The 19412-nt window shown below is 66.8% G+C and carries 11 protein-coding genes, 1 tRNA gene and 3 rRNA genes; 12 read left to right on the top strand and 3 right to left on the bottom strand.

The features are described 5' to 3' along the window. Window positions 1-43 precede the first annotated feature (43 nt). The 4 genes from SCK26_RS10210 to SCK26_RS10195 are packed head-to-tail and all read left to right on the top strand — an operon-like array spanning window position 44 to window position 4884. On the top strand, window positions 44-2263 hold the full coding sequence (locus SCK26_RS10210) for a polyribonucleotide nucleotidyltransferase (protein WP_318200964.1): 2220 nt from the start codon (window positions 44-46) through the stop codon (window positions 2261-2263). Further along, window positions 2260-3639: a pitrilysin family protein gene (locus SCK26_RS10205; RefSeq protein WP_318200963.1), complete on the top strand. Its 1380-nt coding sequence runs from the start codon at window positions 2260-2262 to the stop codon at window positions 3637-3639. The genes SCK26_RS10210 and SCK26_RS10205 overlap by 4 nt, the downstream gene beginning before the upstream one ends. Before the next feature lie 26 nt (window positions 3640-3665). Then, complete coding sequence (gene dapB / locus SCK26_RS10200) at window positions 3666-4418, top strand: 4-hydroxy-tetrahydrodipicolinate reductase (protein ID WP_318200962.1); 753 nt, start codon at window positions 3666-3668, stop codon at window positions 4416-4418. A gap of 13 nt (window positions 4419-4431) precedes the next feature. Next, complete coding sequence (locus SCK26_RS10195) at window positions 4432-4884, top strand: tetratricopeptide repeat protein (protein ID WP_318200961.1); 453 nt, start codon at window positions 4432-4434, stop codon at window positions 4882-4884. A gap of 134 nt (window positions 4885-5018) precedes the next feature. On the opposite strand, the gene SCK26_RS10190 is transcribed toward SCK26_RS10195, so the two are convergent. Further along, complete coding sequence (locus tag SCK26_RS10190; RefSeq protein WP_318200960.1) at window positions 5019-5573, bottom strand: PH domain-containing protein; 555 nt, start codon at window positions 5571-5573, stop codon at window positions 5019-5021. Between the two features lie 103 nt (window positions 5574-5676). Next, window positions 5677-5937 (bottom strand): hypothetical protein, encoded by a 261-nt coding sequence (locus SCK26_RS10185; RefSeq protein WP_318200959.1) that lies wholly within the window; start codon window positions 5935-5937, stop codon window positions 5677-5679. Between the two features lie 193 nt (window positions 5938-6130). Between SCK26_RS10185 and thyX the strand changes: the two genes are divergently transcribed. From thyX to SCK26_RS10145, 8 genes are all read left to right on the top strand, one after another. Beyond that, entirely contained in the window at window positions 6131-6868 is a 738-nt protein-coding gene (thyX, locus tag SCK26_RS10180; protein ID WP_318200958.1) for an FAD-dependent thymidylate synthase, read from the top strand. 210 nt (window positions 6869-7078) lie between these two features. Further along, complete coding sequence (gene dapA, locus SCK26_RS10175; protein WP_318200957.1) at window positions 7079-7978, top strand: 4-hydroxy-tetrahydrodipicolinate synthase; 900 nt, start codon at window positions 7079-7081, stop codon at window positions 7976-7978. Between the two features lie 159 nt (window positions 7979-8137). Further along, on the top strand, window positions 8138-9823 hold the full coding sequence (locus SCK26_RS10170) for a ribonuclease J (RefSeq protein WP_318200956.1): 1686 nt from the start codon (window positions 8138-8140) through the stop codon (window positions 9821-9823). A 493-nt stretch (window positions 9824-10316) separates the two neighbouring features. After that, window positions 10317-11843, top strand: a 16S ribosomal RNA gene (locus tag SCK26_RS10165). 303 nt (window positions 11844-12146) lie between these two features. Further along, window positions 12147-15268, top strand: a 23S ribosomal RNA gene (locus SCK26_RS10160). Window positions 15269-15353: 85 nt separating this feature from the next. Next, window positions 15354-15471, top strand: a 5S ribosomal RNA gene (rrf, locus tag SCK26_RS10155). Together the 16S, 23S and 5S rRNA genes form the textbook arrangement of a ribosomal RNA operon. 115 nt (window positions 15472-15586) lie before the next feature. After that, on the top strand, window positions 15587-16249 hold the full coding sequence (locus SCK26_RS10150; protein WP_318205974.1) for a DegT/DnrJ/EryC1/StrS family aminotransferase: 663 nt from the start codon (window positions 15587-15589) through the stop codon (window positions 16247-16249). Window positions 16250-16332: 83 nt separating this feature from the next. After that, a tRNA-Thr gene (locus tag SCK26_RS10145) sits at window positions 16333-16405 on the top strand. Window positions 16406-16454: 49 nt separating this feature from the next. Here the strand turns inward: SCK26_RS10145 and SCK26_RS10140 are convergent. After that, entirely contained in the window at window positions 16455-19214 is a 2760-nt protein-coding gene (locus SCK26_RS10140) for a SpoIIE family protein phosphatase (protein WP_318200955.1), read from the bottom strand. Between the last annotated feature and the right edge of the window lie 198 nt (window positions 19215-19412).

Here is a 19412-nt window from a genome sequence, read left to right as displayed (position 1 = left end):
GCCACACGGGCAGGCACAGGACGAAGACGAGGAGAAAACGCTAGTGGAGAACGAGACCCACTACGCCGAAGCCGTCATCGACAACGGCCCCTTCGGCACCCGCACCATCCGCTTCGAGACGGGCCGCCTGGCCAAGCAGGCCGCCGGCTCCGCCGTGGCGTACCTGGACGACGACACCATGGTGCTGTCGGCCACCACCGCTTCCAAGAACCCCAAGGACCAGCTCGACTTCTTCCCGCTGACGGTGGACGTCGAGGAGCGGATGTACGCCGCCGGCAAGATCCCCGGCAGCTTCTTCCGCCGTGAGGGCCGCCCCTCCGAGGACGCCATCCTCACCTGCCGCCTCATCGACCGTCCGCTGCGCCCGTCCTTCAAGAAGGGCCTGCGCAACGAGATCCAGGTCGTCGCCACGATCATGGCCCTCAACCCCGACCACCTGTACGACGTCGTGGCGATCAACGCCGCCTCCGCGTCCACGCAGCTGGCCGGCCTGCCCTTCTCCGGCCCGATCGGCGGCGTCCGCGTCGCGCTGATCCGCGGCCAGTGGGTCGCCTTCCCGACGCACACCGAGCTGGAGGACGCCGTCTTCGACATGGTCGTCGCCGGCCGTGTCCTCGAGGACGGCGACGTCGCGATCATGATGGTCGAGGCCGAGGCCACCGAGAAGACCATCAAGCTGGTCGAGGGCGGCGCCGAGGCGCCGACCGAGGAGGTCGTCGCCGCCGGTCTGGAGGCCGCCAAGCCCTTCATCAAGGTGCTGTGCCGCGCCCAGGCCGACCTCGCCGCCAAGGCCGCCAAGCCGACCGCCGAGTTCCCGATCTTCCTGGACTACCAGGACGACGTGTTCGAGGCCCTGACCGCGGCCGTCCGCCCCGAGCTGGCCCAGGCGCTCACCATCGCCGGCAAGCAGGAGCGCGAGGCCGAGCTGGACCGCGTCAAGGCGCTGGCCGCCGAGAAGCTCCTGCCGGAGTTCGAGGGCCGCGAGAAGGAGATCTCCGCCGCGTACCGCTCGCTCACCAAGCAGCTGGTCCGCGAGCGCGTGATCAAGGAGAAGAAGCGCATCGACGGCCGCGGGCTGACGGACATCCGCACCCTGGCCGCCGAGGTCGAGGCCATCCCGCGGGTGCACGGCTCCGCCGTGTTCGAGCGCGGTGAGACCCAGATCCTGGGCGTCACCACCCTCAACATGCTCCGCATGGAGCAGCAGCTGGACACCCTCTCGCCGGTGACCCGCAAGCGCTACATGCACAACTACAACTTCCCGCCGTACTCCACCGGCGAGACCGGCCGCGTCGGCTCTCCCAAGCGCCGCGAGATCGGCCACGGCGCCCTCGCCGAGCGCGCCCTCGTGCCGGTGCTGCCCACCCGCGAGGAGTTCCCCTACGCGATCCGCCAGGTGTCCGAGGCGCTCAGCTCGAACGGCTCGACGTCCATGGGCTCGGTCTGCGCCTCCACCATGTCGCTGCTGAACGCCGGTGTGCCGCTGAAGGCCCCCGTCGCCGGTATCGCCATGGGCCTGATCTCGCAGGAGATCGAGGGCGAGACGCACTACGTCACCCTCACCGACATCCTCGGTGCGGAGGACGCCTTCGGCGACATGGACTTCAAGGTCGCCGGCACCAAGGACTTCGTGACCGCCCTCCAGCTCGACACCAAGCTGGACGGCATCCCGGCCTCCGTCCTGGCCGCGGCCCTCAAGCAGGCCCGCGACGCCCGCCTGCACATCCTCGACGTGATGATGGAGGCCATCGACCGGCCCGACGAGATGAGCCCGCACGCCCCGCGGATCATCACCGTCAAGATCCCGGTCGACAAGATCGGCGAGGTCATCGGCCCCAAGGGCAAGATGATCAACCAGATCCAGGAGGACACGGGCGCCGAGATCACCATCGAGGACGACGGCACGATCTACATCGGTGCCGCCGACGGTCCCTCGGCGGAGGCCGCCCGCGCCACGATCAACGGCATCGCCAACCCGACGATGCCCGAGGTCGGCGAGCGGTACCTGGGCACGGTCGTCAAGACGACCACCTTCGGTGCCTTCGTCTCCCTGCTGCCCGGCAAGGACGGTCTGCTGCACATCTCGCAGATCCGCAAGCTCGCCGGCGGCAAGCGCGTGGAGAACGTCGAGGACGTCCTCGGCGTGGGCCAGAAGGTCCAGGTCGAGATCGCCGAGATCGACTCCCGCGGCAAGCTCTCCCTCATCCCCGTGATCGAGGGCGAGGAAGACTCTGACGAGTCGAAGGACGACGCCGAGCAGTGACGTCCCGTAGCTCGAAGGCGACGGCCCGCCCCTCTTCGGAGGCGCGGGCCGTCGCCCGTACCCAAACCCTCATCAAGGGGACAGGCGGCATCGGCACGGTCCGCAAGACCACCCTCCCGGGCGGCCTGCGCATCGTCACCGAGACCCTGCCCTCCGTCCGTTCCGCGACCTTCGGCATCTGGGCCCACGTCGGCTCCCGTGACGAGACCCGGTCCCTGAACGGTGCCACCCACTATCTGGAGCACCTGCTCTTCAAGGGCACGGCCCGCCGCAGCGCGCTCGACATCTCCGCCGCGCTCGACGCGGTCGGCGGCGAGATGAACGCGTTCACGGCCAAGGAGTACACGTGCTACTACGCACGCGTGCTCGACACCGACCTGCCCCTGGCCATCGACGTCGTCTGCGACATGCTCACCGGCTCGCTGATCCTCGAAGAGGACGTCGACGTCGAACGCGGCGCGATCCTCGAAGAGATCGCCATGACCGAGGACGATCCCGGCGACTGCGTGCACGACCTGTTCGCGCACACCATGTTCGGCGACAACGCCCTCGGCCGTCCGGTCCTCGGCACGGTCGACACGGTCAACGCCCTCACCGCCGACCGGATCCGCCGCTTCTACAAGAAGCACTACGACCCGACCCACCTCGTGGTCGCCTGCGCCGGCAACGTCGACCACGCCAAGGTCGTCCGCCAGGTCCGCGCGGCCTTCGAGAAGGCCGGCGCCCTCAGGAACCAGGAGGCGCGGCCCATCGCCCCGCGCGACGGCCGCCGGACGATCCGCACCTCCGGCAAGGTGGAACTGCTCGGCCGCAAGACCGAACAGGCGCACGTCGTCCTCGGCATGCCCGGCCTCGCCCGTACCGACGACCGCCGCTGGGCCATGGGCGTCCTCAACACCGCCCTCGGCGGCGGCATGTCCTCCCGCCTCTTCCAGGAGGTCCGGGAGAAGCGCGGCCTGGCCTACAGCGTGTATTCGTACACCTCCGGCTTCGCCGACTGCGGCCTGTTCGGCGTCTACGCCGGCTGCCGGCCCAGCCAGGTCCACGACGTGCTGCGCATCTGCCGCGACGAGCTCGACCACGTCGCGCAGAACGGCCTCTCCGACGACGAGATCGCCCGCGCCATCGGCCAGCTCAGGGGCTCCACCGTCCTCGGCCTGGAGGACACCGGCGCGCTGATGAACCGCATCGGCAAGAGCGAGCTGTGCTGGGGCGAGCAGATGTCCGTCGACGACATGCTGGCGAAGATAGCCGCGGTCACCCCGGACGAGGTCCGTTCGGTCGCCCGCGACATCCTGGGACAGCGTCCGTCGCTGTCGGTCATCGGCCCGCTCAAGGACAAGCAGGCCGCCCGGCTGCACGACGCGGTCGCCTGAAACACCACCGGTTAGGAAGCAGGAACATGAGCAAGCTGCGCGTGGCGGTCCTCGGTGCCAAGGGCCGGATCGGAGCCGAGGCGGTCAAGGCGGTCGAGGCCGCCGAGGACATGGAACTGGTCGCCGCCCTCGGCCGGGGCGACAAGCTGGAGACCCTGGCCGAGACCGGCGCCCAGGTCGCCGTCGAGCTGACCACTCCGGCCTCGGTCATGGGCAACCTCGACTTCTGCGTGCGCCACGGCATCCACGCGGTCGTCGGCACGACCGGCTGGACCGACGAGCGCCTCGCGCAGCTGAGGGGCTGGCTCGACCGGTCCCCGGAGACCGGCGTGCTCATCGCGCCGAACTTCTCCATCGGCGCCGTGCTGACGATGAGGTTCGCGCAGCTCGCCGCGCCGTACTTCGAGTCGGTCGAGGTGGTCGAACTGCACCACCCGAACAAGGTGGACGCGCCCTCCGGCACCGCCACGCGCACCGCCCAGCTCATCGCCGAGGCCCGCCGGGCGGCCGGCACGGCCCCGGCGCCGGACGCCACCGCCACGGCCCTCGACGGCGCCCGCGGCGCCAGCGTCGACGGCATCCCCGTGCACGCCGTACGGCTGCGCGGTCTGCTCGCCCACCAGGAGGTCCTGCTCGGCGGCGAGGGCGAGACCCTGACCGTCCGGCACGACTCGCTGCACCACAGCAGCTTCATGCCGGGCATCCTGCTCGGCGCCCGCCGGGTGGTGACCACTCCGGGCCTCACCTTCGGCCTGGAACACTTCCTGGACCTGAGCTGAGTCCGAAGACGTCATGCGCGCGAAGATCACTTACCTCGTCACGGCCGCCGTCCTGGTCTTCTACTTCGTCCTGGTCGGCAGCCGCGGCGTGATGCTCATCCAGTCCGGCACGCTCCTCACCGTCACCTTCGGCGTGGCGGTGCTGATCCTGCCGGTCATCGGCCTGTGGTTCCTGTGGAAGAACACCCAGTTCGTCCGCAAGGCCAACCAGCTGGCCGCCGAACTCGAAGCCGAGGGCGGCCTGCCGGTCGACGAGCTGAGGCGCCTGCCCGACGGCCGGATCGACCGTGACTCGGCCGACGAGGTCTTCGCCAAGCGCAAGGCCGAGACGGAGGCGTCCCCGGGGGACTGGCGCTGCTGGTTCCGCCTCGCCGTCGCCTACCACGACGCCCGCGACACCCCCCGGGCCCGCAAGGCGATGCAGAAGGCCATCTCCCTGCACGACGGACATCCCGTGCGCGCCTGACACAGGCCCGCGGCACACGGCCGTACGCGCGCCCGCTCACTGAGTCAGGGTGCGCGCGTGCGGGTCCGTTCCGGCCGGTCGCGCCCACGCGGCGGAGCCGCGCACCGCCACGGCTCGGCGCCCCTTCGGAGCGCTCAGCCGCGCCCGCACTCCGCCGCCCACGCCTCCACCGTGTCCGCCGCCCGGTCGAAGGCCATCGGCCGGCCCAGGAAGTCCAGGGTGTGCGTGGTCAGCAGCGGCGGGGTGTCGTCGGGCGGCAGGTCCGCGCGTACGAGGGCCAGCGCCTGTCCCTGCACCGTGCGCGGCAGCCCCAGCCAGCGCACCGGCCGCTGCACCGTCCGCACCGACACCACCCGCTCCCACGGCAGCGTCCGCGTCCGCAGGAAGCCGGTCCGGCGCAGCCCGCGCCGGCTCACCCACACCCCCATGCGCAGCAGCCGCAGCGCGGACGCGATGATCAGCAGCCCCGCCACGAGGACCGCCCCGGCGTCGGGCACCGAGCCGGTCAGCGCGGTGAGCACCGCGCCGAACAGCACGAACGAGGCGAGCAGCAGCCACAGCGCGGCCATGCCCACCCGCCACGGCCCCGGCCGGTAGGGGCGTCGCCAGCGGTCCGGGGAGTCGTGCGGCAGCGCGCTCTCGGCTGCCGTCTCGAAGGTGCGGTCGGCCGTCAGGAAGGGCAGGGGCACGGCTGGTCCTCGCTCGGTCCTCGCATGGGCTGTGCCCGGTGAGGCTATCCGGCGGGGTGTGCGCCCACCAGCCGTGCGCGTCCGGAAGAGTAGGCGCCCGCGCTCAGTGTCCCTGGGACGCCTGGGACTGCTGGGCCGGTGCGTCGGACGGCGTGGAGAGCGCCGGCGTACCGGCTATCAGGGCCCCCACGAGTCCGGCGACGAGGGTGAGGCCCAGCAGCCAGCGTCCGGCCATCTCGCCGAAGGACGCGCGCTGACGGGGCGGGGGAGTCACATTGCTGCGGAACCTGTCCGCCTCGGCCAGGAAGGCGAAGGGCACGGACCCGCCGGGGGCACCTCCCGGCGGTAGCTGGGGGCGGGACATCGCGGCTGCCACTCCTTTCGGGGGTAGGAAGATCGAATGGGCACGCTTCACCGGTAAAGACGTTCGGGTGACACAAAAGGTGCCCCCATGTCCGGAAAAAATCGCAGGCAAGGTCACTTTCATTCGCGGCCGAGTCCCCCCGTACAGTGGGCGCGAACCTCAAGCAGCAGCAGTGGGAAGGACCTGTCCAACCGTGACCCGCACCCCGGATGAACTGAAGATCGACCTGCGCAGTGATGTCACCGTCGAACTGGTCAAGCACAGCGCGGCGGACTCCGACGTGCTCTTCGCTGCCCGTGTGTCGACCATCGGGGAGCAGTCCCTGGACGAACTGAACAAGGACCCCGAGCGCTCCAAGGGCCTGATCAACTACCTGATGCGCGACCGGCACGGCAGCCCGTTCGAGCACAACTCGATGACCTTCTTCATCAGCGCCCCGATCTTCGTCTTCCGCGAGTTCATGCGGCACCGCGTCGGCTGGTCCTACAACGAGGAGTCCGGCCGCTACCGCGAGCTGCAGCCGGTCTTCTACGTCCCGGACACCGGCCGCAAGCTGGTCCAGCAGGGCCGGCCGGGCAAGTACGTCTTCGTGGAGGGCACCGAGGAGCAGCACGCGCTGGTCGGACACGCCATGGAGGAGTCGTACCGCCAGGCCTACGCGACCTACCAGGAGATGCTCGCCCAGGGCATCGCCCGCGAGGTCGCCCGCTCCGTGCTCCCCGTCGGCCTCTACTCCTCGATGTACGCCACCTGCAACGCGCGCTCCCTGATGCACTTCCTCGGCCTGCGCACCCAGCACGAGCTGGCCAAGGTGCCCTCCTTCCCGCAGCGGGAGATCGAAATGGTGGGCGAGAAGATGGAGGCGGAGTGGGCGAAGCTCATGCCGTTGACGTACGCCGCCTTCAACGCGAACGGGCGTGTGGCTCCGTAACGAAGCCTTGTTCCCGCGCCGGGAACGGGCGTACGGACCAGCCTCGCGAAGTGTCCGTATTGCGGCATTTAGAGAAGTTCATCTAGCCTGATCAACGGACCCGGCACTGCTTGAACCCCCGAGCAGGCAGTGCCGGGCTCCCTCTTTGTCCTGACTTTCCCGACACCCCGCGGGCAGACCCCGTATCGAGCACCGAGTAGCGTGTTACCCATGGCTCCGACCTCGACTCCGCAGACCCCCTTCGGGCGGGTCCTCACCGCCATGGTCACGCCCTTCACGGCGGACGGCGCACTCGACCTCGACGGCGCGCAGCGGCTCGCCGCCCACCTGGTGGACGCAGGCAACGACGGCCTGATCGTCAACGGCACCACCGGCGAGTCCCCGACCACCAGCGACGCGGAGAAATCGGACCTGGTACGAGCCGTCCTGGAGGCCGTCGGCGACCGCGCCCACGTCGTCGCCGGCGTCGGAACCAACGACACGCACCACAGCGTCGAGCTGGCCCGCGAGGCCGAGCGCGCCGGCGCACACGGCCTGCTGGTCGTCACGCCGTACTACAACAAGCCCCCGCAGGAGGGCCTGTACCGGCACTTCACGACGGTCGCCGATGCCACCGGCCTGCCGGTCATGCTCTACGACATCCCCGGCCGCAGCGGCGTCCCGATCAACACGGAGACCCTGGTCCGGCTCGCGGAGCACCCGCGGATCGTCGCCAACAAGGACGCCAAGGGCGACCTGGGCCGCGCGAGCTGGGCCATCGCCCGCTCCGGCCTCGCCTGGTACTCCGGCGACGACATGCTGAACCTCCCGCTGCTCTCGGTCGGCGCGGTCGGCTTCGTCTCGGTCGTCGGCCACCTCGTCACCCCCGACCTGCGCGCCCTGGTGGACGCGTACACCTCGGGCGACGTCGTCAAGGCCACCGAGATCCACCAGAAGCTGCTCCCGGTCTACACCGGAATGTTCCGCACCCAGGGCGTCATGACCACCAAGGCCGCCCTCGCGCTCCAGGGCCTGCCCGCCGGACCGCTGCGCGCGCCCATGGTCGAGTGCTCCGCCGAGGAGATCGCCCAGCTCAAGATCGATCTTGCGGCCGGCGGGGTACAGCTCTGAGCAAAGACTTGGCACCACAGCACGGGCTTCACAACTGAATCGACAACCGCAGACGCAGGCCCACCGGTGCCTGCACCCCACACACAACTGCTTCTGCACGAACGTCATGCGCGCCACGTGCCCGACCGGTACGTGGCGCGCGTGTTTGAGGAGAGTCTTTTGAGTCATCCGCACCCTGAACTCGGCCCGCCCCCACCGCTGCCCCAGGGCGGCCTGCGGGTCACCCCGCTCGGCGGTCTCGGCGAGATCGGCCGGAACATGACGGTCTTCGAATACGGCGGCCGCCTGCTGATCGTCGACTGCGGAGTGCTCTTCCCCGAGGAGGAGCAGCCCGGAATCGACCTGATCCTGCCGGACTTCTCGTCCATCCGGGACCGTCTCGACGACATCGAGGGCATCGTCCTCACCCACGGCCACGAGGACCACATCGGCGCCGTCCCCTTCCTGCTCCGCGAGAAGCCGGACATCCCGCTGATCGGCTCCAAGCTCACGCTCGCCCTGATCGAGGCGAAGCTCCAGGAGCACCGGATCCGGCCGTACACCCTGGAGGTGGCGGAAGGCGACCGCGAGCGCATCGGCCCCTTCGACTGCGAGTTCATCGCCGTCAACCACTCCATCCCGGACGCCCTCGCCGTGGCCATCCGCACCCCCGCCGGCATGGTGGTGCACACCGGCGACTTCAAGATGGACCAGCTTCCGCTGGACAACCGCCTCACCGACCTGCACGCCTTCGCGCGGCTGAGCGAGGAGGGCATCGACCTCCTCCTCACCGACTCCACGAACGCCGAGGTCCCGGGCTTCACCCCGCACGAGCGCGACATCTCCAACGTCCTGCGGCAGGTCTTCGCCGGCGCCCGCAAGCGGATCATCGTGGCCAGCTTCGCCAGCCATGTCCACCGCATCCAGCAGATTCTGGACGCGGCGCACGAGTACGGCCGCCGGGTCGCCTTCGTCGGCCGCTCCATGGTCCGCAACATGGGCATCGCCCGCGACCTCGGCTATCTGAAGGTCCCGGCGGGCCTGGTGGTCGACGTCCGGGCGCTGGACGACCTGCCCGACGAAAAGGTGGTCCTGGTCTGTACGGGCTCCCAGGGCGAGCCGATGGCGGCCCTGTCCCGCATGGCCAACCGCGACCACCAGATCCGCATCGTCGACGGCGACACGGTCATCCTCGCCTCCTCGCTGATCCCCGGGAACGAGAACGCGGTCTACCGCGTGATCAACGGCCTGACCCGCTGGGGCGCCAACGTCGTCCACAAGGGCAACGCCAAGGTGCACGTTTCCGGCCACGCGTCCGCGGGCGAGCTGCTGTACTTCTACAACATCTGCCGGCCGAGAAACCTGATGCCCGTCCACGGCGAATGGCGCCATCTGCGGGCCAACGCCGAGCTGGGCGTCCTGACCGGTGTCCCGCACGACCGGATCGTCATCGCCGAGGACGGCGTGGTGGTCGACCTCGTCGACGGCAAGGCCAAGATCTCCGGCAAGGTCCAGGCCGGTTACGTATACGTCGACGGCCTGTCGGTCGGCGATGTCGGCGAGCCGGCGCTGAAGGACCGCAAGATCCTCGGCGACGAGGGCATCATCTCGGTCTTCGTCGTCCTGGACGCCTCCACCGGCAAGATCACCGGCGGCCCGCACATCCAGGCCCGTGGCTCCGGTATCGAGGACTCGGCGTTCGCCGACGTGCTCCCGAAGATCACGGACTCCCTGGAGCGGTCCGCCCAGGACGGCGTCGTGGAGCCGCACCAGCTCCAGCAGCTGATCCGCCGGACCCTCGGCAAGTGGGTCTCGGACACCTATCGCCGCAGGCCGATGATCCTGCCGGTGGTCGTGGAGGTCTGACGCCCCGTCGGTGCTGACCTGGAGCGGGGCGCCTCGATTTGCATCGAGGCGCCCCGCTCCAGTACGTTTACGGCTCCGCCCACCCGGGAACCCCAGCACTTCACGCGCTGGACACGGTCGCCCGGAGCGGGTGGAAAACCGGCTCAGAACTTCTGATAAAGTCGGAACCGCCGGAAAGGGAAACGCGAGAGCGGGAACCTGGAAAGCACCGAGGAAATCGGATCGAGAAAAGATCTGATAGAGTCGGAAACGCAAGACCGAAGGGAAGCGCCCGGAGGAAAGCCCGAGAGGGTGAGTACAAAGGAAGCGACCGTTCCTTGAGAACTCAACAGCGTGCCAAAAGTCAACGCCAGATATGTTGATACCCCGTCTCCGGTCATCACGGCCGGGACGAGGTTCCTTTGAAAAAACACAGCGAGGACGCTGTGTGCGAGAGGACTATTCCTCCTCTCGCACCGCTCTCGTGATGTGTCATCCCGATTACGGGAAAACATTCACGGAGAGTTTGATCCTGGCTCAGGACGAACGCTGGCGGCGTGCTTAACACATGCAAGTCGAACGATGAACCTCCTTCGGGAGGGGATTAGTGGCGAACGGGTGAGTAACACGTGGGCAATCTGCCCTGCACTCTGGGACAAGCCCTGGAAACGGGGTCTAATACCGGATATGAGCTTCCATCGCATGGTGGAGGCTGTAAAGCTCCGGCGGTGCAGGATGAGCCCGCGGCCTATCAGCTTGTTGGTGAGGTAACGGCTCACCAAGGCGACGACGGGTAGCCGGCCTGAGAGGGCGACCGGCCACACTGGGACTGAGACACGGCCCAGACTCCTACGGGAGGCAGCAGTGGGGAATATTGCACAATGGGCGAAAGCCTGATGCAGCGACGCCGCGTGAGGGATGACGGCCTTCGGGTTGTAAACCTCTTTCAGCAGGGAAGAAGCGAAAGTGACGGTACCTGCAGAAGAAGCGCCGGCTAACTACGTGCCAGCAGCCGCGGTAATACGTAGGGCGCAAGCGTTGTCCGGAATTATTGGGCGTAAAGAGCTCGTAGGCGGCTTGTCACGTCGGTTGTGAAAGCCCGGGGCTTAACCCCGGGTCTGCAGTCGATACGGGCAGGCTAGAGTTCGGTAGGGGAGATCGGAATTCCTGGTGTAGCGGTGAAATGCGCAGATATCAGGAGGAACACCGGTGGCGAAGGCGGATCTCTGGGCCGATACTGACGCTGAGGAGCGAAAGCGTGGGGAGCGAACAGGATTAGATACCCTGGTAGTCCACGCCGTAAACGGTGGGCACTAGGTGTGGGCAACATTCCACGTTGTCCGTGCCGCAGCTAACGCATTAAGTGCCCCGCCTGGGGAGTACGGCCGCAAGGCTAAAACTCAAAGGAATTGACGGGGGCCCGCACAAGCGGCGGAGCATGTGGCTTAATTCGACGCAACGCGAAGAACCTTACCAAGGCTTGACATACACCGGAAAGCATTAGAGATAGTGCCCCCCTTGTGGTCGGTGTACAGGTGGTGCATGGCTGTCGTCAGCTCGTGTCGTGAGATGTTGGGTTAAGTCCCGCAACGAGCGCAACCCTTGTCCCGTGTTGCCAGCAGGCCCTTGTGGTGCTGGGGACTCACGGGAGACCGCCGGGGTCAACTCGGAGGAAGGTGGGGACGACGTCAAGTCATCATGCCCCTTATGTCTTGGGCTGCACACGTGCTACAATGGCCGGTACAATGAGCTGCGATACCGTGAGGTGGAGCGAATCTCAAAAAGCCGGTCTCAGTTCGGATTGGGGTCTGCAACTCGACCCCATGAAGTCGGAGTCGCTAGTAATCGCAGATCAGCATTGCTGCGGTGAATACGTTCCCGGGCCTTGTACACACCGCCCGTCACGTCACGAAAGTCGGTAACACCCGAAGCCGGTGGCCCAACCCCTTGTGGGAGGGAGCTGTCGAAGGTGGGACTGGCGATTGGGACGAAGTCGTAACAAGGTAGCCGTACCGGAAGGTGCGGCTGGATCACCTCCTTTCTAAGGAGCACTTCTAGGCCGCCTAGCGGTCCAGAGGCCAGTACATCAGCGAATGTCTGATGCTGGTTGCTCATGGGTGGAACGTTGACTACTCGGTCGGATGTTTCGGGCCGGTGGCTGTTAGTACTGCTCTTCGGGGCGTGGAACGCATGATCACCGGACGGGGTCTGGTCGGGCACGCTGTTGGGTGTCTGAGGGAGCGAACTTCCTCAGTTGCCGGCCCCAGTGCACTCGGACCTTTGGTCTGGGGTGATGGGTGGCTGGTCGTTGTTTGAGAACTACACAGTGAACGCGAGCATCTGTGGCCAAGTTTTTAAGGGCGCACGGTGGATGCCTTGGCACCAGGAACCGATGAAGGACGTGGGAGGCCGCGATAGTCCCCGGGGAGTCGTCAACCAGGCTTTGATCCGGGGGTTTCCGAATGGGGAAACCCGGCAGTCGTCATGGGCTGTCACCCGCTGCTGAACACATAGGCAGTGTGGAGGGAACGAGGGGAAGTGAAACATCTCAGTACCCTCAGGAAGAGAAAACAACCGTGATTCCGGGAGTAGTGGCGAGCGAAACCGGATGAGGCCAAACCGTATGCGTGTGAGACCCGGCAGGGGTTGCGTATACGGGGTTGTGGGATTTCTCTTGATCAGTCTGCCGGCTGGTCGACGAGTCAGAAACCGTTGATGTAGGCGAAGGACATGCGAAAGGTCCGGCGTAGAGGGTAAGACCCCCGTAGTCGAAACATCAGCGGCTCGTTTGAGAAACACCCAAGTAGCACGGGGCCCGAGAAATCCCGTGTGAATCTGGCGGGACCACCCGCTAAGCCTAAATATTCCCTGGTGACCGATAGCGGATAGTACCGTGAGGGAATGGTGAAAAGTACCGCGGGAGCGGAGTGAAATAGTACCTGAAACCGTGTGCCTACAAGCCGTGGGAGCGTCGGAACGAGGCTTGCCTTGTTCTCGTGACTGCGTGCCTTTTGAAGAATGAGCCTGCGAGTTTGCGGTGTGTTGCGAGGTTAACCCGGGTGGGGAAGCCGTAGCGAAAGCGAGTCCGAATAGGGCGTTTTAGTAGCACGCTCAAGACCCGAAGCGGAGTGATCTAGCCATGGGCAGGTTGAAGCGGAGGTAAGACTTCGTGGAGGACCGAACCCACCAGGGTTGAAAACCTGGGGGATGACCTGTGGTTAGGGGTGAAAGGCCAATCAAACTCCGTGATAGCTGGTTCTCCCCGAAATGCATTTAGGTGCAGCGTCGTGTGTTTCTTGCCGGAGGTAGAGCACTGGATAGGCGATGGGCCCTACCGGGTTACTGACCTTAGCCAAACTCCGAATGCCGGTAAGTGAGAGCGCGGCAGTGAGACTGTGGGGGATAAGCTCCATGGTCGAGAGGGAAACAGCCCAGAGCATCGACTAAGGCCCCTAAGCGTACGCTAAGTGGGAAAGGATGTGGAGTCGCACAGACAACCAGGAGGTTGGCTTAGAAGCAGCCACCCTTGAAAGAGTGCGTAATAGCTCACTGGTCTAGTGATTCCGCGCCGACAATGTAGCGGGGCTCAAGCGTACCGCCGAAGTCGTGTCATTGCAGCAATAAGCCCCAACGGGTGCTGTGATGGGTAGGGGAGCGTCGTCTGCCGGGTGAAGCGGCACTGGAAGGTAGTCGTGGACGGTTGACGAGTGAGAATGCAGGCATGAGTAGCGATACAAACGTGAGAAACGTTTGCGCCGATTGACTAAGGGTTCCTGGGTCAAGCTGATCTGCCCAGGGTAAGTCGGGACCTAAGGCGAGGCCGACAGGCGTAGTCGATGGATAACCGGTTGATATTCCGGTACCCGCTGTGAAGCGTCAAACATCGAGCATCGTGATGCTAAGGCCGTGAAGCCGTTCCGGACCCTTCGGGGAATGGAAAGTGGTGGAGCCGCCGGACCAAGCGGTTAGTAGGTGAGTGATGGGGTGACGCAGGAAGGTAGTCCATCCCGGGCGGTGGTTGTCCCGGGGTAAGGGTGTAGCCCGAGTGGTAGGCAAATCCGCCACTCTTGCAGGGTGAGACCTGATGCCGAGCCGATTGTGGTGAAGTGGATGATCCTATGCTGTCGAGAAAAGCCTCTAGCGAGTTTCATGGCGGCCCGTACCCTAAACCGACTCAGGTGGTCAGGTAGAGAATACCGAGGCGTTCGGGTGAACTATGGTTAAGGAACTCGGCAAAATGCCCCCGTAACTTCGGGAGAAGGGGGGCCACACCTGGTGATGAGCTTTGCGCTCTGAGCTGGGGGTGGCCGCAGAGACCAGCGAGAAGCGACTGTTTACTAAAAACACAGGTCCGTGCGAAGCCGTAAGGCGATGTATACGGACTGACGCCTGCCCGGTGCTGGAACGTTAAGGGGACCGGTTAGTCACATTTCGGTGTGGCGAAGCTGAGAACTTAAGCGCCAGTAAACGGCGGTGGTAACTATAACCATCCTAAGGTAGCGAAATTCCTTGTCGGGTAAGTTCCGACCTGCACGAATGGCGTAACGACTTCTCGACTGTCTCAACCATAGGCCCGGTGAAATTGCACTACGAGTAAAGATGCTCGTTTCGCGCAGCAGGACGGAAAGACCCCGGGACCTTTACTACAGTTTGATATTGGTGTTCGGTTCGGCTTGTGTAGGATAGCTGGGAGACTGTGAAGCTCGCACGCCAGTGTGGGTGGAGTCGTCGTTGAAATACCAGTCTGGTCGTGCTGGATGTCTAACCTGGGTCCGTGATCCGGATCAGGGACAGTGTCTGATGGGTAGTTTAACTGGGGCGGTTGCCTCCTAAAGGGTAACGGAGGCGCCCAAAGGTTCCCTCAGCCTGGTTGGCAATCAGGTGTTGAGTGTAAGTGCACAAGGGAGCTTGACTGTGAGACCGACGGGTCGAGCAGGGACGAAAGTCGGGACTAGTGATCCGGCGGTGGCTTGTGGAAGCGCCGTCGCTCAACGGATAAAAGGTACCCCGGGGATAACAGGCTGATCTTCCCCAAGAGTCCATATCGACGGGATGGTTTGGCACCTCGATGTCGGCTCGTCGCATCCTGGGGCTGGAGTCGGTCCCAAGGGTTGGGCTGTTCGCCCATTAAAGCGGTACGCGAGCTGGGTTTAGAACGTCGTGAGACAGTTCGGTCCCTATCCGCTGTGCGCGTAGGAGTCTTGAGAAGGGCTGTCCCTAGTACGAGAGGACCGGGACGGACGAACCTCTGGTGTGCCAGTTGTTCTGCCAAGGGCATGGCTGGTTGGCTACGTTCGGGAGGGATAACCGCTGAAAGCATCTAAGCGGGAAGCCTGCTTCGAGATGAGGACTCCCACCCACTTGATGGGGTAAGGCTCCCAGTAGACGACTGGGTTGATAGGCCAGATATGGAAGCCTGGTAACGGGTGGAGTTGACTGGTACTAATAGGCCGAGGGCTTGTCCATTGATGCTCGCGTTCACTGTGTTGGTTCTGAAACCACGACCATGTCGCCCCCTTGGGGGGCGTTCCGGTTGATTGTTTCATAGTGTTTCGGTGGTCATAGCGTGAGGGAAACGCCCGGTTTACATACCGAACCCGGAAGCTAAGCCTCACAGCGCCGATGGTACTGCAGGGGGGACCCTGTGGGAGAGTAGGACACCGCCGAACAATCTTTGATAAAGGTCGGATCCTGAACTTCGGTTCAGGGTCCGGCCTTTTTCTGTTTCGCGTAACGTGTCGTTCACGTTCCGGGCACAGCATTCCGGACATGGGAACTGCAGCGATGCTCAGGGCCGCCGGCGTCGGGGCCGGTGACGAGGTCGTCGTACCGGCCTTCGGGAACGTCGAAGTCGCCCAGGCCGTGTCCTCGGCGGGCGCGCTCCCGGTGTTCGCCGACATAGACCCGGTGACCTACTGCCTCGCCCCCGACGCGGTCGAGGCGGCCATAACTCCCGGCACCGCCGCGGTGGTTGTCGTACACCGCTTCGGACGGCGCGCCGACATGCGGCGGTTGCACGCGCTCGGGCGGCGGCACGGGCTGCTGGTGCTGGAGCAGGGCGAGTCCGAGGCGCCGTACGACGAGATAGCCCAGCGCCGGCAGCGGGCCGCCTACCTCGACGTCAAACTCAAGGGCGTACGGACACCGGACGGCGGGGACGGGCACACCTATCAGCAGTACGTCGTGCGGGTGCCCGGCAACGGCCGGCCGGACCGGGACGCGTTCGCGCATGCCCTGCGGGCCAGAGGAGTCGAGTGCCGGGTACCGGTGAAGACGCCCGTGCACCGACTGCCGGAGTTCCGGCGGTGCGTGTCGCTGCCGGAGACCGAGCTGGCCGCCGACGAGACCCTCGCACTGCCCGTGGACGCCATGCTCACCAAGCGCGACATGCAGCGGACGGCCGCCGCCTGCAACGCCCTCGGCGGGCTGCTTCAGCCCGCCTTCTGACCAGGCCCGAACGAATTTGGGAACTGCGGCCGGTTCGGGGTACAGTTTCTCTGTCGCCGCGAGGGAAACCTCGAAAACGACAGGCCCCTATAGCTCAGTCGGCAGAGCGTCTCCATGGTAAGGAGAAGGTCAACGGTTCGATTCCGTTTGGGGGCTCCGCCAAATAAGGCCCCACCCTTCCGGGTGGGGCCTTATTCGTGCTTCTTCACACCTCCATGTGAAGGCCCGGCACGCGCATCGCCAGAATCGCCATGTCGTCGGACGGGGCGTCCGACGCGAAACGCTCGACCGCGCGCATGATGCGTGCCGCGACCGCACCCGCCGTCAGACCCGTGCACGTGGTGAGGACATCGGCGAGACCGTCGTCGCCCAGCATGCGCGTGCCCTCCCGGCGTTCGGTGACGCCGTCCGTGACGCAGAGCAGCACGTCCCCCGGATCCAGGGTGACCGTCTCCTCGTACAGCTCCAAGTCCTCGATGACGCCCAGCAGCGGCTGCGGTTCGGCCGCGGCCGTCACCGTGCCGTCCTGGCGCAGGCGCAACGGCAGCGGATGGCCGGCGCACACCACCTTCAGCTCCGCGCTGCCGTCGTCCTGCGTGCGCAACTCGCCGTAGAGCAACGTCAGGAAGCGGCTGCGGTCCCCCTCGTCGAGGATCGCGGAGTTCAGGCGCTCCAGGACCGCCGGCCCGGGCAGGCCCTCGCGGGCCAGCAGGCGCAAGGCGTGCCGGGCCAGTCCGGTGACCGCCGCCGCGTTGGGACCCGTACCGCAGACGTCGCCGATGGCGAAGCCGTACGCGCCGTTGCCGATGGGGAAGACGTCGTAGAAGTCGCCGCCGACCTCGTTGCCCTCGCCCGCCGCGCGGTAGATGACCTCGACCTCGACGCCGTCGATCTGCGGCAGGCCCGGCGGCAGCAGGCTGCGCTGGAGGGACTGGCTGATGGCCGTGCGCTCCGAGTACAGGCGGGCGTTGTCCAGGGCCAGGGCGGCCCGGCGGCTGAGGTCCTCGGCGAGTTCCAGGATCTCCTGGCGGAAGTGCTCGTCGGTGGGCTTGCCGAGGGTCAGCATGCCGATGACGCGGTTGCGGGCGACGAGCGGCAGGACCACGGTCTCGCCGCCGACCGCGGACGCCGTCGAGAGCGTCGGGCCGATGCCGGAGGCGACCCGGTGCGTGGGCCCGCCGGCCAGGCCCAGGCTGCGCATGGAGCTGCGCAGGGCCGCCTGGTGGGCGACCTCGCCCGGGGCCGTCCAGACCCGGGCGCCGGGCGTCGGCACCGGGTCCGGCGGCGGGATCTTCGACAGCAACGACTTGATGCCGTCGATGAGTTCCTCGTCCTCGTGCAGGACGTACGAGAGGTACGGTTCGGAGGCCTGGTCGGCGATCGTGTACACCGCGCACCAGGTGGCCAGGGTCGGGACCGTCATCTGGGCCATCAGGGCCAGCGTCTGGTCGCGGTCCAGGGTGCCGGCCAGCAGGTCGGAGGCCTCGACGAGGAAGCTCAACGAGCCGCGGCGCAGCCGTTCCAGCTCGCCGAGGCGGGCCGACTCGACGGCCAGGGCGATCCGGTCGGCGGCGAACTGCAGGCGCAGCGCCTCCTCGTTGGTGTACCGGCCGGGTGCCTCGGCCGCGACGCCGAGGGAGCCGGTGAGGCGGCCCTCGACCTTCAGCGGGACGGTGACGACCGAGCGCATGCCGGTGCCGGTGAGCAGCGGTACCGCTCCGGGGACGGCGGCCAGGTCGTCGTGGACGGCGGGCATGCGGGCGGAGCCGTAGCGGCCCGGGCCCGCCTCGACCGGGACGCGGGCGAAGCGCTGGCGGGCGGAGGGCAGTCCGGTGGAGGCGCGGACCTCCAGCTCCGTCTCGTCGTCGGTGGCCAGCAGCAGGAAGGCGGAGTCGCCGTCGAGCATGTCGCGGGCGCGCTCCACGGTGCGCTGGAGCAGCCCGTCGAGGTCGTCCGGCGCGGGGGAGCCGATGAACACCTCGAAGGGGTCGGTGCCCTGCCCGTCGGAGGACGTGCTCTGGTCGCCGGCCGGGACGCGGGACGGCGTCTGCAGGACGGCGCGCTCGTGGTCGCGCACCAGCAGGCAGACGGTCGAGGGTTCGCCGCCGGTGTCGCGGACCCGCAGGTGGGAGGCGTACACCTGGGACACGCGGCCGTCGGAGCGGCGGATGCCGTAGGTGCCCTCCCAGCGGGAGAGCCCGAGTGCCTCGGCGATGCCGGTGCCGGTGCCCGGGGTGTGCGGCCAGGCCGCCAGGTCGGTGAGGGGCTTGCCGATGACGTCGGAGGCCGGATAGCCGAACAGTTCCTCCGCGTCCTCGTTCCAGGCGCTGATGCCGCCCTTGCGGTCGATCTGGAGGACGGCGACGCGGACCCGGCCGTCGGCCAGCGGCAGCAGGTCGGCGGGCAGGGCCGGGCCGGCGGTGCGGGTGCCGACCGGGCGTTCGGGCAGGTCGAGCTGGAACCAGACGTTCTTGTGGGTCGGGGTGTAGTCGACGCCCCAGCGGGTGGCGAGGGCCGCGCACAGCTGGAGTCCGCGGCCGCCCTCGCGGTCCGGGCTGCTCATGGAGACGGCGGAACTCTGGAGGGGGACCTCGCGCTCGGGGTAGCGGTCGGAGACCTCGATGCGCACGCCGTCCTGGGTGCGCAGGCACAGCACGTCCGCGTGGGTGCCCGCGTGGACGACGGCGTTGGTCACCAGTTCGCTGGTCAGGACGACCGCGTCGTCGACGATGTCGGCGAATCCCCAGCCCTGGAGGGTGTCGCGGACGAAGGAACGGGCGGTCGCGACCGATCGCCCGACGGGCTCGAAACTGGCAGCCGCTCGCGCGGTGATCACAGAACTCCTCGGCCGTTCGTCGGCATGCGGGGCTGGCTCGCCGGCCGGGTCGAGCCGCTGCCGCGGCATCGGCTCGTCCGTCGGCTGTGGCTCCGGGGGCTGCCCCCCGGGGATCAGTCCGGTGGTCATGATGTCCGGCCGCCCCTCCGATGCCCGCTCGTACTCGTGCCACCGCCCAGGCCGGTCGGACCGGTGCGGCTGGACAGCCGGATGCAAGGTTACTTACCTTCACGGTCCGAGCGGATGCCGGTCTTCGGTGTTTACGCCCTCAGGGTGTGCGGACGATGTGCGAAGCTGCCGAACTGTTATGGCCGGGTTCGGCCGGGG

Source organism: Streptomyces sp. SCL15-4 (assembly GCF_033366695.1).
GTDB lineage: Bacteria > Actinomycetota > Actinomycetes > Streptomycetales > Streptomycetaceae > Streptomyces.
This window is presented reverse-complemented; position numbering and strand designations above follow the sequence as displayed.

Coding starts and splice junctions, on each gene's coding strand:
- dapB (WP_318200962.1), top strand. CDS start 3,666: ATGAGCAAGCTGCGCGTGGCGGTCCTCGGTGCCAAGGGCCGGATCGGA.
- SCK26_RS10195 (WP_318200961.1), top strand. CDS start 4,432: ATGCGCGCGAAGATCACTTACCTCGTCACGGCCGCCGTCCTGGTCTTC.
- SCK26_RS10185 (WP_318200959.1), bottom strand. CDS start 5,937: ATGTCCCGCCCCCAGCTACCGCCGGGAGGTGCCCCCGGCGGGTCCGTG.
- dapA (WP_318200957.1), top strand. CDS start 7,079: ATGGCTCCGACCTCGACTCCGCAGACCCCCTTCGGGCGGGTCCTCACC.
- SCK26_RS10150 (WP_318205974.1), top strand. CDS start 15,587: ATGCTCAGGGCCGCCGGCGTCGGGGCCGGTGACGAGGTCGTCGTACCG.
- SCK26_RS10140 (WP_318200955.1), bottom strand. CDS start 19,214: ATGACCACCGGACTGATCCCCGGGGGGCAGCCCCCGGAGCCACAGCCG.